At 68.2% G+C, this 13,580-nt stretch carries 10 protein-coding genes and 1 pseudogene; 5 read left to right on the top strand and 6 right to left on the bottom strand.

All coding sequences use genetic code 11. The annotated features are described in order from the left end of the window. The first annotated feature begins 11 nt into the window (after positions 1-11). The gene (locus ASE35_RS20170) at positions 12-2,327 is read left to right on the top strand and encodes a phosphomannomutase/phosphoglucomutase (RefSeq protein ID WP_235570123.1); all 2,316 of its coding nucleotides are present in this window, start codon (positions 12-14) and stop codon (positions 2,325-2,327) included. Between the two features lie 105 nt (positions 2,328-2,432). Here the strand turns inward: ASE35_RS20170 and ASE35_RS20165 are convergent, their stop codons facing one another. The 4 genes from ASE35_RS20165 to ASE35_RS20150 form a co-directional block, all read right to left on the bottom strand. Beyond that, positions 2,433-4,163 (bottom strand): cellulase family glycosylhydrolase, encoded by a 1,731-nt coding sequence (locus tag ASE35_RS20165; protein WP_057164925.1) that lies wholly within the window; start codon positions 4,161-4,163, stop codon positions 2,433-2,435. A 123-nt stretch (positions 4,164-4,286) separates the two neighbouring features. Next, a complete protein-coding gene (locus ASE35_RS20160) occupies positions 4,287-4,940 on the bottom strand; it encodes a hypothetical protein (protein ID WP_056176795.1) in 654 nt (217 codons plus the stop codon). Between the two features lie 149 nt (positions 4,941-5,089). Beyond that, positions 5,090-5,752, bottom strand: a complete 663-nt coding sequence (gene pyrE, locus ASE35_RS20155) for an orotate phosphoribosyltransferase (RefSeq protein ID WP_057164924.1) — start codon at positions 5,750-5,752, stop codon at positions 5,090-5,092. Between the two features lie 26 nt (positions 5,753-5,778). Then, positions 5,779-6,300, bottom strand: a complete 522-nt coding sequence (locus tag ASE35_RS20150; RefSeq protein ID WP_157489597.1) for a GNAT family N-acetyltransferase — start codon at positions 6,298-6,300, stop codon at positions 5,779-5,781. A gap of 68 nt (positions 6,301-6,368) precedes the next feature. Between ASE35_RS20150 and ASE35_RS20145 the strand changes: the two genes are divergently transcribed. The 3 genes and pseudogenes from ASE35_RS20145 to ASE35_RS20135 all read left to right on the top strand — a co-directional run. Further along, on the top strand, positions 6,369-7,142 hold the full coding sequence (locus ASE35_RS20145) for an exodeoxyribonuclease III (RefSeq protein ID WP_057164923.1): 774 nt from the start codon (positions 6,369-6,371) through the stop codon (positions 7,140-7,142). A 37-nt stretch (positions 7,143-7,179) separates the two neighbouring features. Beyond that, positions 7,180-8,748, top strand: a complete 1,569-nt coding sequence (locus ASE35_RS20140; RefSeq protein WP_235570122.1) for an MFS transporter — start codon at positions 7,180-7,182, stop codon at positions 8,746-8,748. A 74-nt stretch (positions 8,749-8,822) separates the two neighbouring features. Continuing rightward, positions 8,823-9,041 (top strand): annotated as a pseudogene (locus ASE35_RS20135) (hypothetical protein); the annotation flags it as partial. Between the two features lie 122 nt (positions 9,042-9,163). On the opposite strand, the gene ASE35_RS20130 reads toward ASE35_RS20135, so the two are convergent. Together ASE35_RS20130 and ASE35_RS20125 are read right to left on the bottom strand one after the other, a co-directional pair. Next, the gene (locus ASE35_RS20130; RefSeq protein ID WP_056176778.1) at positions 9,164-10,312 is read right to left on the bottom strand and encodes an anhydro-N-acetylmuramic acid kinase; all 1,149 of its coding nucleotides are present in this window, start codon (positions 10,310-10,312) and stop codon (positions 9,164-9,166) included. Positions 10,313-10,320: 8 nt separating this feature from the next. Then, on the bottom strand, positions 10,321-11,757 hold the full coding sequence (locus ASE35_RS20125; RefSeq protein ID WP_056176775.1) for a peptidoglycan DD-metalloendopeptidase family protein: 1,437 nt from the start codon (positions 11,755-11,757) through the stop codon (positions 10,321-10,323). A gap of 198 nt (positions 11,758-11,955) precedes the next feature. Here ASE35_RS20125 and tyrS point away from each other — a divergent pair, with 198 nt between their 5' ends. Then, positions 11,956-13,182 carry a tyrosine--tRNA ligase gene (gene tyrS / locus ASE35_RS20120; protein WP_057164921.1) on the top strand — a complete coding sequence of 409 codons (1,227 nt, stop codon included), beginning with the start codon at positions 11,956-11,958 and terminating at the stop codon, positions 13,180-13,182. The last annotated feature ends 398 nt before the right edge of the window (positions 13,183-13,580 follow it).

Raw genomic sequence — 13,580 nt, 5'->3', positions numbered from 1 at the left:
GGAACGGGACGATGGTGGATCTGAAGATGGAACGGCCCAAGCTGTCGGCCGAGCAACTCAAACCGCTGCGCTCGGTCGCGATCGTGCTGTGCGCGCTGCTGGCGGCCTGGTTCGCCTGGAGCGGCTGGCAGCAGCACCGCGACAACGCGCGCCGCAGCGGGATCGAGCGCGCGCGCGACGCCGCGATCGAAGCGGCCAAGACCGGCCTGGCTGGCGAGCTCAAGCGCCTGGACGAACGCCTGGCCTCGGCGCCGGTGCAGACCGCGCTGAGCGCGGGCGATCTGGCCGCGGCCGCGCGCGAACTCGCAAAAGACTGGCCTGGCGCCAGCGATGCGGTGGTCCTGCGCAGCGATCTGGCGGCCGAGTACGCCGCGCTGCCCAAGGGCGGCTACGGCCGTCTGGCCGCGATGGAAGCGGCGATCGCCAACGACAAGCCGGTGGCCTGGATCGCGCGCGACGGCGCCCAGCCCAGCCTGGCCCTGGCCGCGCCCGCGCGCGCCGGGCAGCAGGCGGTCGGCGTGGCCTTCCTGCGCCTGCCGCTGCAGCGCGTGAGCCAGGGCATCGAAGGCGCCTCGGTCTCCAGCGACAGCTACCTCGCCCTGCGCCAGGGCGGCTACAGCGTGATCGAGCGCGGCGACGCCTCGCTCGCCGACGGCGCCGAGGCGCTCGCGGCCAAGATTCCCGACAGCGACCTGCGCGTCGCCGCCGCCATTCCCGACATCGCCGGCGGCCCGCTGGGCCTGGGCGCGATCGGTTGCTTCGGCGCCGCCGCGATCCTGGCGCTGTTGGCGCTGCTGGCCTGGCGCGCGCCCAAGTTGCGCCGCGGCGCCGCGGTCGTCGCCGAAGAAGAAGGTCCGTCGCAGACCCTGTCCGAAGCGATGGAGCAACAGCCGGTGCCGCCGCCGATCGAACTGCCGGTCGACGTCAAATCGCCGCTGCCGACCAAGGCGGTCGCGATCGACCGCAGCATCTTCCGCGCCTACGACGTGCGCGGCATCGTCGGCAAAACCCTGGACGCCGGCGTCGCCGAGCTGATCGGCCACTCGGTCGGTTCGCTAATGCACGAGCAGGGCCTGACCGACATCGTGGTCGGCCGCGACGGCCGCTTGTCCGGCCCGGCCATGGTCGAAGGCCTGATCGCCGGCCTGCGCAAGGCCGGCCGCAACGTGATCGACATCGGCATGGCGCCGACGCCGGTGATCTACTTCGGCGCCTACCACCTGCGCGCCGGTTCCTGCATCTCGGTCACCGGCAGCCACAACCCGCCCGACTACAACGGCTTCAAGATCGTGGTCGGCGGCGAAACCCTGTCCGGCGACGCCATCACCGATCTGTACGCGCGCATCGCCGACGACCGCCTGCACCTGGGCGATCTGGGCTCGCTGTCCGAGCGCGACATCGGCGAGGACTACGTCCAGCGCATCGCCTCCGATGTGCAGATCGACCGCCCGCTCAAGGTCGTGGTCGACGCCGGCAACGGCGTGGCCGGCGACATCGGCCCGCGCGTGCTCACCGCGATCGGCGCCGAGGTCACGCCGCTGTACTGCGACATCGACGGCACCTTCCCCAACCACCATCCGGACCCGAGCGAGCCGCACAACCTGGCCGACCTGATCAAGATGGTGCAGCGCCTGGACGCCGACCTCGGCGTGGCCTTCGACGGCGACGGCGACCGCCTGGGCGTGGTCACCCGCGACGGCCAGAACATCTTCCCCGACCGCCTGCTGATGCTGTTCGCCGCCGACGTGCTGGAACGCAACCCCGGCGCGATGATCATCTACGACGTCAAGTGCACCGGCCGCCTGCCCGGCCAGATCCTGCGCCACGGCGGCAGCCCGCTGATGTGGAAGACCGGGCATTCGCTGATCAAGGCCAAGATGCGCGAGACCGACGCCGAGCTGGCCGGCGAGATGAGCGGCCACTTCTTCTTCAAGGAGCGCTGGTTCGGTTTCGACGACGGCATCTACGCCGCCGCGCGCCTGCTCGAAATCCTGGCCGCGCGTCCGCAAAGCGCCAGCGAAACCCTGTCCGCGCTGCCCGACGGCGTGTCCACGCCGGAGATCAAGGTCGACGCGCCCGACGGCGACCCGCACACCTTCGTCGACCGTTTCCTGCAGCAGGCCCAGTTCGAGGGCGCGCGCCTGTCGACCATCGACGGCCTGCGTGTGGACTACGCCGACGGCTGGGGCCTGGTGCGCGCCTCCAACACCACCCCGGTGCTGGTGCTGCGCTTCGACGCCGACTCGCGCGAATCGCTGGGCCGCATCCAGGCGGCGTTCCGTTCGCAGCTGCTGGCGGTGGATCCCACGCTCAACCTGCCGTTCTGATGAGGGGCGGCGTCAGCCGAACCTGAAACGCAAAACGACCGGCCCAGGCCGGTCGTTTTGTTTGGGCGCGACGATACCGTCAGGCCGCTTGCGCCGGCCGGCCCCTCAGTCGGCGGCCACCGACACCGTATCGACGTCGAGAATGGCCGGCGCCGCGGCCGGCGTGCCGCCGATGGTCAGGATCACCCGCGCCGTTCCCGCCACCGTGGTCGTGCTGAGGCTGGCCGACGCGTTGGGAGGATCCAGCGCGTGCGCGCGCACCATGTAGTTGTTCCACGACCAGCCTGTCAGCGTTATCGCGGGCGCGGCATAGGTGGCCAATACATTCCAGTTGGCGTCGTACTGCACCAGCTTCATCTGCACCTGATCCAGATTGGAGCGCAGGTAGGCGTTGAAATGCAGGCGCTTGCCGGGGCCGATGTCGAAGGCGTCGGCCTGCATCCAGATCACGCAGGTCGCGCAGGCCTGCTGCGCTTGCAGGCGCGCATAGTGATCGCGCGTCGCCGCCTCGCCGGTGTTCGCGCCGCCGGACACGAACAGCGACACGGGCGGCGCGTTGTTGGACGGCCCCCAGCTGCCCTTGTCCCACAGTTGCGGCAGTTGGCCGACCTGCGACGCGTTCTCGAAATCGGCGTTCGGAATCAGGCCGCGCTGCTCGGCGAGTGCGCCGAGCACGTCCTTGGGGGCGTGGGGCGAGTAGCCATAGGCATAGACCTGATGGTCGGGATCGGTCGGAGCGAAATCGGCACGTTTGGGGGTGTTGTCCCACAGCATCCAATGCAGGTAGTAGGGGATGCCCTTGGTTCCGGATCGGCCGATCAGATCCAGCTCGGTCGCTTGCTGTCTGGGCTCGTCCCAATAGCGTTCGGGCGACAGGTCCGACGGCAGGCGCGGGCAGTTTCCCGGGTAATTGGCGCTGTCGTCGGTAGGGTCGTTCTGCGCGATGGCCGCACGCCCGAATTCCCCTAGCAATACGGTGGTGCCCGCGGCGAAACGGCTGCGGATGTGGTCGTACACATACTCGATGTCCCAGTGTAGTGGGCACCGATGCGAAGGCATCACCGGATAACTGTGGAAATCGACGTAGGCCAACGAGCCATTCAGTACCTGCAGCTGGCTGGGGATGCTGGGCCAGTGAGTTGGATCGACGTCCTTGCTAATCTCCAGTATCGAGATGCCGCGCTTGGTGTCCGGAATCGTGCTCTCGGAGTAGATCGTGCGGAAGTAATAGTCGATATTCGCCGACCGAGAGTCGTACTCGTTCTGTATGTCGTAGTACAGAATCGAGTTGCGAGTCCTGCCTGCCAGATCGACCATTCGGTCGATCCATTCCTTGGAGCGCATCACAAACCAATAATAGCCGTCGGACTGAGCGTTGTAGCCCAGTGTTGGGTCCTCCCAGTTGTCGTATTGGCCGTTCTGGTGTCTGTACAGATAGGTATTCGAGAACGCGATTATGATCTTGAATCCAGCGTTCTCGATGAGGTCCAGCAGGTCGGGCAGGTGCTTGCAAGTATCCCGTGCCGTGACTGCGTTGATGCCTGGCTTGTAGCCGCTTGTTTCCATGTACAGGCTCAGCCGGAGCGTGTCCGCTCCCAGACTTTTCATCAGATCGAGGTCGGCAGCGATCTTCTGCTGCGCAACCGGCCAATTGGCATCCGTCAAATCCTCACAGCCTTTGTAGTCCTGAGGCCAATAGTTGAAGCCGAACCCAGGCGTGTCGTTGCCGGCGGCCATCGCCATCGGGCTGATGCAGGCCAGCAATAGCGCGGCTGCCAGGGCATGGCGACGCGAGCGGCGCCGGGGGCTCGTGGTCGAATCGATGCTGTGCGACATGGGCGACTCCTGACGCTCCGGTGGTCGCCAAATCCTAGGCCTCACGAGTCTCAATTGCCGCGCCAAAAACCAAACGGCCGGCATTGCGCCGGCCGTATGTGTATGCGATGTGGATCGAAGACGTCAGCCGCCCGCGCGCGCCGCCTCGGCGGCCTTCATGCTGTTGTAGCGCTGCAGCGCCGCGTTGAGGTCCTCGTCGATCGTCGCGCGCTCGGCTTTCTGCTGGGCCAGGATGCTCTGCTGGCGCAGCAATTCGGCGTGCTGGTTGCGGATGTTCTCGGACAGGCCGCTGCCGACGGGCTTGCCGCTGAGTTCGTGCTCGCCGGCTTTGCGCAGCAGGCTGAGCAGACTCTGGCGGCGGCCTTCGACGCCCAACTGCGAGGCTTTCACGGTTTCGTCCATCACCGCGATGCGTTCCTGGAACGCGCGCCGCAGGTCGGCCTCGGTGGCGTAGGACTGGGCCATGGCGATGTCGCGGCGGGCCTTGGCCTCGTCGGCCATCGCGGCGATGCGCGCGGCCTCGGCCTGGGCGGCGGCGGCCGCACGCTCCTCGGCGGTCAGGGCGCGACCGACCTGGGCGGTGGCCAGGCCGCTCTTGGCGCTGAACTCGGTGCGCGCGCTGTCGACCGCGCTGGCGGGCAGGGCGTCGCCGCAGACCTTGCGGCCGTTTTCGTTCCAGCAGTAGAGCTTCTTCTTCGGCGCGTCCTGGGCGACCGCGACGGTGGCGGTCAGCGCCAGCAGCACGGCGCCGGTCAGCAGCGAGTGGATCTTGTTCATGTCGGCTCCCTGCCATCGCGATGCATGGGTCATGGGACAGAACTGACGCAAGAGTTGGGCCATATCAGCACCTCGCGCGTGCAACCGGCGTCACGATTTCATCAACGCATCCGGCCGGGCGGACCCGGCCAGACGCGCATCGGCGGAATTCAGGCGCCGGCGTGGCTGCCATAGCGCTCGCGGTAGTCGAGCAAACGCGCGCGCTGGGCGCCGAATTCGGCGCTTTCGCCGGTGAAGGCGAGCAGATCGGCCAGGCTGGCCACCGCGATCACCGGCAGGCCTTGTTCGATTGCGACAGTTTCTGCCGCCGAGCGTCGCGATGTGGCCGGGTCGACGGCTTCCTGGCGGTCCAGCGCGATCACGATGCCGGCCGCGCTGCCGCCGGCTTCGGCGATGATCGCCAGCGCTTCGCGGATCGCGGTGCCGGCGGTGATCACGTCGTCGACGATCAGCACCCGGCGCCCGGCCAGCGGTGCGCCGATCAGGCTGCCGCCCTCGCCGTGGGTCTTGGCTTCCTTGCGGTTGAACGCCAGCGGCAGGTCGCGGCCGCGGCGGGCGTACTCGCAGGCCAGCGCGGTCGCCAGCGGGATGCCCTTGTAGGCCGGCCCGAACAGCAGGTCGAAGCCCAGGCCGTGCGCGTCGATGGCGTCGGCGTAGCAACCGGCCAGTTCGGCCAGCGCGGCGCCGGAGTCGAAGCGGCCGGCGTTGAAGAAATACGGGCTGCTGCGCCCCGATTTGAGGGTGAACTCGCCGAAACGCAGGGCGTCGGCACGCAGGGCGAGTTGGAGGAAGCGGGTGCGGTGGTCGGTCATGGGGCGTGCTTGTGGGGGCGTTGGATTCAGTCGGTGACGGGCGGCTGCAGCCGGCGCAGCATCAGGTGCTGCGGGCCGGCGGCGCCGCCCAGGAACAGTTCGCCGGTGTCGACGAAGCCCGAGCGCCGGTAGGCGGCGATCGCGGCCAGGTTGCGGCAGTTGACCGTCAGCGCCAGCAGCCGGCGTTGCGGGTGGCGCTGGCGCAGGTCCTCGCAGCAGGCGTCCATGGCGCGCGCGCCGTAGCCGCGGCCCTGGCGCTCGCGGTCGATCACCACCGCGCGCAAGCCCACGCTGGGCTCGTCGAAGGCGCGCCCGCCGACCGAGCCAGGACGGAAATCCAGGCGGTAGAAGCCGACCACTTCGTCGTCGGCCAGCACCGCCATGGCCTCGCTGTCGGGGTCGCGGCGGGTGTCGTCGAGGTTGAAGGCGGTGTCGCCGACGAACTGCAGTTGCTCGGGCGCCACCTGCAGCGCGCGCACCGCATCGGCCAGGCGGTCGTCGACGGGGACGACGCGGACGATCGCGGGCGCGGCAGGGGCTTGAGGCATGCCGGCATGATAGGCCACCGGCGCCCGGGCCATTGCTATGATCGCCCGCATCACGCTCGGGAGTGCGCATGCGCATCATCAGCTTCAACGCCAACGGCCTGCGGTCGGCGGCCACCAAGGGCTTCTTCGACTGGTTCCGCACCCAGAACGCGGACGTGCTGTGCATCCAGGAAACCAAGGCCCAGGAGCACCAGCTCACCGGCCCGGCTTTTCTGCCCGAGGGTTACCGCGCCTATTTCCGCGACGCGATCACCAAGAAGGGCTACAGCGGCGTCGCCATCTATTCCAAGCGCGAGCCCGACGAGGTCCGCACCGCGATGGGTTGGGCGCCGTTCGACGACGAAGGCCGCTACATCGAGGCCCGTTACGGCAACCTCAGCGTGGTCTCGTTCTACATCCCGTCCGGTTCCTCGGGCGAGCTGCGCCAGGGCTTCAAGTTCGAGGTGATGGACTGGCTCAAGCCCAAGCTCGACGAATGGCTGCGCAGCGGCCGCGAGTACGTGCTGTGCGGCGACTGGAACATCGTGCGCAGCCGCCTGGACATCAAGAACTGGACCAGCAACCAGAAGAATTCCGGCTGCCTGCCGCCCGAGCGCGAATGGCTGAACGGCGTGTGCGCCGACGACGACGGCTGGGTCGACACCTACCGCGCGCTGCGCCCGGAGGGCCAGGACTACACCTGGTGGAGCAACCGCGGCGGCGCGCGCGGCAACGACGTGGGTTGGCGCATCGATTACCAGCTGGCCACGCCGGGCCTGCGCGAGCGCCTGCGCGCCTGCGCGATCCAGAAGGAACCGCGTTTCTCCGACCACGCGCCGTTCATCGTCGACTATGAGCTCTGAGGCCGCAGCGGCGAAGCCGCGCCCCGGCTGGCGGCAGGTGCTGAAAAGCCTGCGCGAGCCCAAGGTGCTGGCGATGCTGTTGCTGGGCTTCAGCTCGGGCATTCCGATCTACCTGGTCGGCAACACGCTCGGGTTCTGGATGCGCGAGAACGCGATCGAGCTGTCGACGATCGGCTTCCTGTCCTGGGTCGGCCTGGCCTATTCGCTGAAGTTCCTGTGGGCGCCGCTGGTCGACAAGACCGACGCGCCGCTGTTCGGGCGCTGGCTCGGCCGTCGCCGCGGCTGGATGCTGCTGACCCAGATCGTCGCCAGTGCCGCGCTGCTGGGCATGGCCCTGGTCGAGCCGCACAAAGGGCAGCTGATGCTGGGCGGGGTGGCCCTGAACCACCTGCTGGTATTCGGGGTGCTGGCGCTGGTGGTGGCGTTCGCCTCGGCGACCCAGGACATCGTGATCGACGCCTGGCGCATCGAGAGCGCCGACAACAACGAGGAGCAGGGCCTGCTGACCGCCAGCGGCGCGTTGGGCTACCGCACCGCGCTGTTGGTCACCGATTCGCTGATCCTGATCCTGGCCGCGCGCGTGGGCTGGGCGGTGTCCTACGAGATCATGGCCCTGCTGTTGGGCGTGGGCATGGCCGCTGTGTTCCTGGCGCGCGAATCGACCCGCTCGGTCGCCCAGCCCGTGCTGGAGATCGTCGATCCCGAGCAGGCCAAGCTCGGTGTGTCGGACGCGATGGTGCTGCGCTGGGTCGCGGCGCTGGCGATCGGCGTGCTCGCGGTGGCGTACGAAGTGGCCAAACACAATTTCTGGGACGCCACGTGGGGCTATCAGGACGCCGCGTTCGCCGTCGGCGTGACGCTGGCGCTATGGCTGTTGATGCGCCGCCCCAAGGACGGCAGGCCGGTGCCCGAGGCGACCTGGACCCGGCCGTTGGTGGGGCCGCTGCTGCGCTTCTTCGACGCGGTGGTCGGGCCCTTGCTGATGTTCCTGCGCACCCACGGGCAGTGGGCGCTGCTGATGCTGCTGGCGATCAGCCTGTACCGGCTGCCCGACTTCGTGTTCGGGCCGATGGCCAACCCGTTCTACGCCGACCTGGGCCTGGCCAAGGAAACCGTCGGCGCGGTGCGCGGTTCGGTCGGCACCGTCGCCACCATCGTCGGCATCGCCGCCGCCGGCCTGAGCGCGATCCGCTTCGGTTTCGTGCCGACCCTGCTGGTGGGCGCGGTGCTGGGCCCCGGCTCCAATCTGGCCTACGCCTACCTGGCCATGCACGGCAGCGATCCGACCGTGTTCGCGATCGTCATGGCGATCGACAACTTCAGCAACGGCTACGCCGGCGTGGCCCTGGTGGGCTACATGTCCAGCCTGACCAGCGTCGGCTACACCGCCACCCAGTACGCCCTGCTCAGTTCCTTCTATGCCATGCCCGGCAAATTCCTCAAGGGACTGTCCGGCGTCGCGGTGGAGCACCTGGAAACCGGGCGCACCCTGCTGGAAGCCTATTCGCTGTTCTTCATCGGCACCGCTCTGATCGGCATCCCGGCCTTGCTGCTGTGCCTGATCCTGGTCATGCGGCGTCCGGTCGCGGCGCCGGCGGCGGCCTGAACATGAGCGACGGCGCTCACGATTCGCCGACGTTCATGCACAAAAGCGGGGGTTTGCTGAGGTAGAGTGCGGAAATGACCGATATCGTCCTGCACAACATCGATCCGGTGCTGGCCGAACGCATCCGCCGGGTCGCCGAGGCCCGCAACTGGGCCCCGGACCAGACCCTGATGCACCTGCTCGAGCACGGTCTGTTCGCCTGCGAGACCGAACTGGCCGCGCGCTTCAGCGATACCGACGCCAATGCCCTGCAGGCCGCGATCGCGGCCTTGGAAAGCGTACCCAGCGATCCGGGGTATTCGCTGATCGGGCGTGCGCCGCGCCCGGTCGACGAGGGCGAGTGGGGCCATCGGGGCGTCAGCCAGATCGACGCCGACCTGCAGCAGCTGATCGACCAGGTCCCGGCCGGCAAGAATCAGGGCGGGTAAACCACCCCGAGCACGCGCGGGCCGCGCGCGCCGGTCACGCTGGGCACATTGCCGGGCAGCCCGGCCAGGGTCTGCCGCGCCAGCCAGGCGAAGGCCATGGCTTCGACGAAGTCCGGATCCAGCCCGTAGCCCGCGGTCGATTCGATCACCGTATTGGGCAGTTGCGCGCCGATCGCGCGCAGCAGCTGCGCATTGCGTACCCCGCCGCCGCAGACCAGCACCCGCCGGGTGTTGGGCTGCTGCGCGCGCAGGGCATCGGCGATGGTGATCGCGCTCAGTTCCAGCAGGGTCGCCTGCACGTCCTCGGGGCGCTCGCCGCCGCTCAGACGCGAGCGCACCCAGTCGAGGTGGAAATGCTCGCGGCCGGTGCTCTTGGGCGGCGCCAGCGCGAACCAGGGCTCGTCCAGCAGGCGCGTCAGCAGCTCCGGGTCCAGCTCGCCCTGCGCCGCGTACTCGCCGTCGGCGTCGTAGGCGCCGCCGCGGTGCAGCAGGTGCCAGGCGTCCATCAGGCAGTTGGCCGGGCCGGTGTCGAACCCGCGCACCGGGCCGTGCGCCGGCAGCAGGGTGTAGTTGGCGATGCCGCCCAGATTCAGGACCGCGCGGTCCTCGTCGGACGAATGCAGCAGGGCCGCGTGGAAGGCCGGCACCAGCGGCGCGCCGTGGCCGCCGGCGGCGACGTCGCGGCGGCGGAAGTCCGCGACCGTGGCGATGCCGCAGCGCTCGGCGATGCCGTGGCCGTCGCCGAGCTGCCAGGTGAAGGGATGGCGGCCGTCGTAGTAGGCGCCCTCGGGGCGATGGCGCACGGTCTGGCCGTGCGAGCCGATCGCGTTGATATCGGCCGCGCCGACCCCGGCCTCGGCCAACAGCGCCAGCGTCGCCTCGGCGAAGGCCTCGGCGATCTGCACGTCCAGGGTGCCCAGCTCTTCCAGCGACTGCGCGTCGCCGCCCTGGCCCAGCACCACCAGGCGCGCGCGCAGCGCGTCGGCCCAGGCGTAGGTGCGCCCGAGCACGAGCTCGCAATGCGGCGATCGGTCAGCGTCGAAGCGGACCAGCGCGGCGTCGATGCCGTCGGCGCTGGTACCGGAGATCAAACCGACGAACAGCCCCGCGGCGGGGGCGTGGGCGGGTTCGGGCACTGCAGGCCTCAGGCCTTGGTCTTCTTCTTGGGCGCCAGCGCGCGCGACATCGGCGAGACCGTCGGAGTGGCGTCGGCGTAGATGATGTTCTCGACTTGGCGGATGCGCGCCAGCGCCACGCCGGTCTGCGAGCGGAACTGCGCCAGCGGGGCGCCGCTCAGCGGCTCAGGCGGCGGCATCGTGATCGACAGCGGGTTGCGGTGCACGCCGTTGACGCGGAATTCGTAATGCAGGTGCGGGCCGGTCGACATGCCGGTGCTGCCGACATAGCCGATCACCGTGCCCTGGGCGATGCGCTGGCCCGGCCGGATCTTGCCGATGCGCGACATGTGCCCGTACAGCGTGGTGTAGCCGCGGCCGTGGTCCAGCACCACCGCGTTGCCGTAGCCGCCCATCCAGCCGGCCGATTTCACCCGCGCGTCGCCGGCGGCCATGATCGGGGTGCCGCTGCCGGCGGCGTAGTCCACGCCCTTGTGCATGCGCATGCGGCCCAGCACCGGGTGGCGGCGCGCGCCGAAGCCCGAGCTCAGCCGCGCGTACGGAATCGGCATGCGGATGAAGCTCTTCTTCAGCGGGCGGCCGTCGCCGGTGAAGTACTCGGCCTTGCCGTCGCGTTCGAAGCGGAAACCGGTGTGAAGTTTGCCGTCGCTGGTGAAGGTGGCCGCCAGCACCGGGCCGGTGTTGACCAGCTCGCCTTCGCGCCAGGTCTGTTCGACCACCACGCTGAAACGGTCGTTGGCGCCGACGTCTTCGTTGAAGTCGATGTCGTATTTGAAGATATCGTCGGTGAGGGTACGGATGTTGTTCGGGGTCAGGCCGACCTTGCGCGCCGAACGGAACAACGAGGAGCCGACCTTGCCGCTGAGCACCACGGTGCGGGTTTCGCTCGGGCGCGCGATCACCTTCTGGTAGATCTTGCCGCCGTCCAGCTTCAATTCGACCTGATGGCTGTCGTCGCGGTCGTAGCGGAAGCTGCGCAGCGAGCCGTTGACCGGCATGTCGAAGGCTAGCTCGGTGCCCGGCTTCATCCGGGTCAGCGCCTGCTTGGCGCCGGGCTGGTCGAGAATCTGCTGCATGGTCGAGGACGGGATGTTCAACTGCTTGAACACCGCGCCCAGGGTCTGGCCGCGGTCGACGCGGATCAGCTGCCAGCTGTCGCCGATCTGGCCCTTCGCGCGCGCCATCGGCAGCGGCGGCAGGGCCAGCGCCAGCGACTGGCGCGCGGCGTGCAGCGGCTTGGCGTTGCTCGGGCTGAAGCCCGGCACGATCGCCAGCACCAGCATGCCCATGGTCGCGAACAGGCTGGCCTGCACCCACTGGCGGCGCGACCAACGACCATTGAATCCATCGGAAATATGACGTGCCAGCACCGGGCGGTGCAGAGCGGCTTCACGCAGTGCCTTCAGGCGTTCGCGCCGGTCCGTACCGGGTTCGGGTGCGGTCATAGATGGAATCCCCTGCGAAAGGTGTGAAGGCTGCGTAGCGGCGTTACCATAGACATGCGAGCAACGTGCGTCAAACCCTTGACCTGAATAGGGTTTTTGTCCGGCAGACAATGCGGTAACGTTTAACTCCTTGTTAACTCCATTCATTGACCGCGGTCGCATTCCGGCGGCCGCGTCCCGCCACGCGAGTCCCCTCCTTTGTCCGCTCCCAGCCCCGCCTCCGTCCAAGACGCCCTCGACCTGATCCGCCGCGGCACCGATGAGATCCTCAAGCTTGACGAGCTCGAGGCCCGTCTCAAGCTCGGCCGCCCCCTGCGGATCAAGGCCGGCTTCGACCCGACCGCGCCCGATCTGCACATCGGCCATACGGTCCTGCTCAACAAGATGCGCCAGTTCCAGGACCTGGGGCATCAGGTGATCTTTTTGATCGGCGATTTCACCGGAATGATCGGCGACCCGACCGGCAAGAACGTCACCCGCAAACCGCTCACCCGCGAGGACGTGCTGGCCAACGCCCAGACCTACGCCGACCAGGTGTTCAAGGTGCTGGATCGCGACAAGACCGAGGTGCGTTTCAACTCCGAATGGTTCGGCAAGATGAGCGCGGCCGACATGATCCGCCTGGCCGGCCAGCACACGGTGGCGCGCATGCTCGAACGCGACGATTTCGCCAAGCGCTACGCGGCCCAGCAATCGATCGCGATCCACGAGTTCCTCTACCCCCTCGTGCAGGGTTACGACTCGGTCGCGCTGGAGTGCGACGTCGAGCTCGGCGGCACCGATCAGAGGTTCAACCTGCTGATGGGCCGCGGCCTGCAGGAGCACCACGGCCAGCCTGCTCAGATCGTGCTGACCATGCCGCTGCTGGAAGGCCTGGACGGCGTCAACAAGATGTCCAAGTCGCTGGGCAACTACATCGGCATCAACGAGCCGGCGATCGACATCGTCACCAAGACCATGAAGATCGACGACGTGTTGATGTGGCGCTGGATCGACCTGCTCAGCTTCGACATCTCGATCGCCGACGCCGCGCGTTTCAAGGCCGAAATCGAGGCCGGAACGCTGAATCCGCGCGATCTCAAGCTGCGCCTGGCGCGCGAGCTGGCGGCGCGTTTCCACGGCGCGGACGCGGCCGAAACCGCGGTCGCGGGCTGGAACGCGGCCGTGCGCGGCGAGGGCGACACCGCCTCGCTGCCGCTCACCGACGTGGTCGTGCCGGTCGAAGGCCTGCGCATCGCCGCCCTGTTGACCGCGGCCGGGCTCACGCCCAGCAATTCCGAAGCCAACCGCAAGCTCAAGGAGCGCGCGGTGCGCATCGACGGCGAGATCGTCGAGGACGCGCAACACGTCTATACGCCGGGTTTCGAAGGCGTACTCGCGGTCGGCAAGCGCACCTTTGCACGCGTACGCCTCGTCGCCGGCTGAGGCCGACGAAAAAACTTTCGAAAAAACGCGATTTCGGGCTTCCCAAATTCGTTGTGCGTGTGCACAATGCGCGCCCCGCCGAGCTGCATGGATTGAGCGCGGCGGGGCGGATCGAAAGCGGCATCGAAAACGGTTGACGGATTCGGAGGCTGCTGTAAGATGCGCGGCCCACCAGACGGGACGGCTTTAGGGCCTGAACGGAGCGGCGGGAAGCGGTAGAAAAAAGGTTTCGCAGGGTGTTGACGGTCGCGAAATCTGCTGTAAGATGTGCGGCTCCCTCGGGCACTTTGGTGACGAGGTCGGAACAAGGCGCTGAGGCCGGTTCCAACGATCTTTGACAGTGTGCGCAGGTGACTTGTGCGGGCGTCTGGCCGGTGGTGTTAGTCCATCAGCAGACG

It is taken from the genome of Lysobacter sp. Root916, from assembly GCF_001429785.1.
Taxonomy (GTDB): Bacteria; Pseudomonadota; Gammaproteobacteria; order Xanthomonadales; family Xanthomonadaceae; genus Lysobacter.
This window is presented reverse-complemented; position numbering and strand designations above follow the sequence as displayed.

What these genes read in the sequence shown, in the direction of transcription:
- ASE35_RS20145 (WP_057164923.1), top strand. Translation starts at nt 6,369, where the DNA reads ATGCGCATCATCAGCTTCAACGCCAACGGCCTGCGGTCGGCGGCCACC.
- ASE35_RS20165 (WP_057164925.1), bottom strand. Translation starts at nt 4,163, where the DNA reads ATGTCGCACAGCATCGATTCGACCACGAGCCCCCGGCGCCGCTCGCGT.
- ASE35_RS20150 (WP_157489597.1), bottom strand. Translation starts at nt 6,300, where the DNA reads ATGCCTCAAGCCCCTGCCGCGCCCGCGATCGTCCGCGTCGTCCCCGTC.
- pyrE (WP_057164924.1), bottom strand. Translation starts at nt 5,752, where the DNA reads ATGACCGACCACCGCACCCGCTTCCTCCAACTCGCCCTGCGTGCCGAC.
- ASE35_RS20170 (WP_235570123.1), top strand. Translation starts at nt 12, where the DNA reads ATGGTGGATCTGAAGATGGAACGGCCCAAGCTGTCGGCCGAGCAACTC.
- ASE35_RS20125 (WP_056176775.1), bottom strand. Translation starts at nt 11,757, where the DNA reads ATGACCGCACCCGAACCCGGTACGGACCGGCGCGAACGCCTGAAGGCA.
- ASE35_RS20160 (WP_056176795.1), bottom strand. Translation starts at nt 4,940, where the DNA reads ATGAACAAGATCCACTCGCTGCTGACCGGCGCCGTGCTGCTGGCGCTG.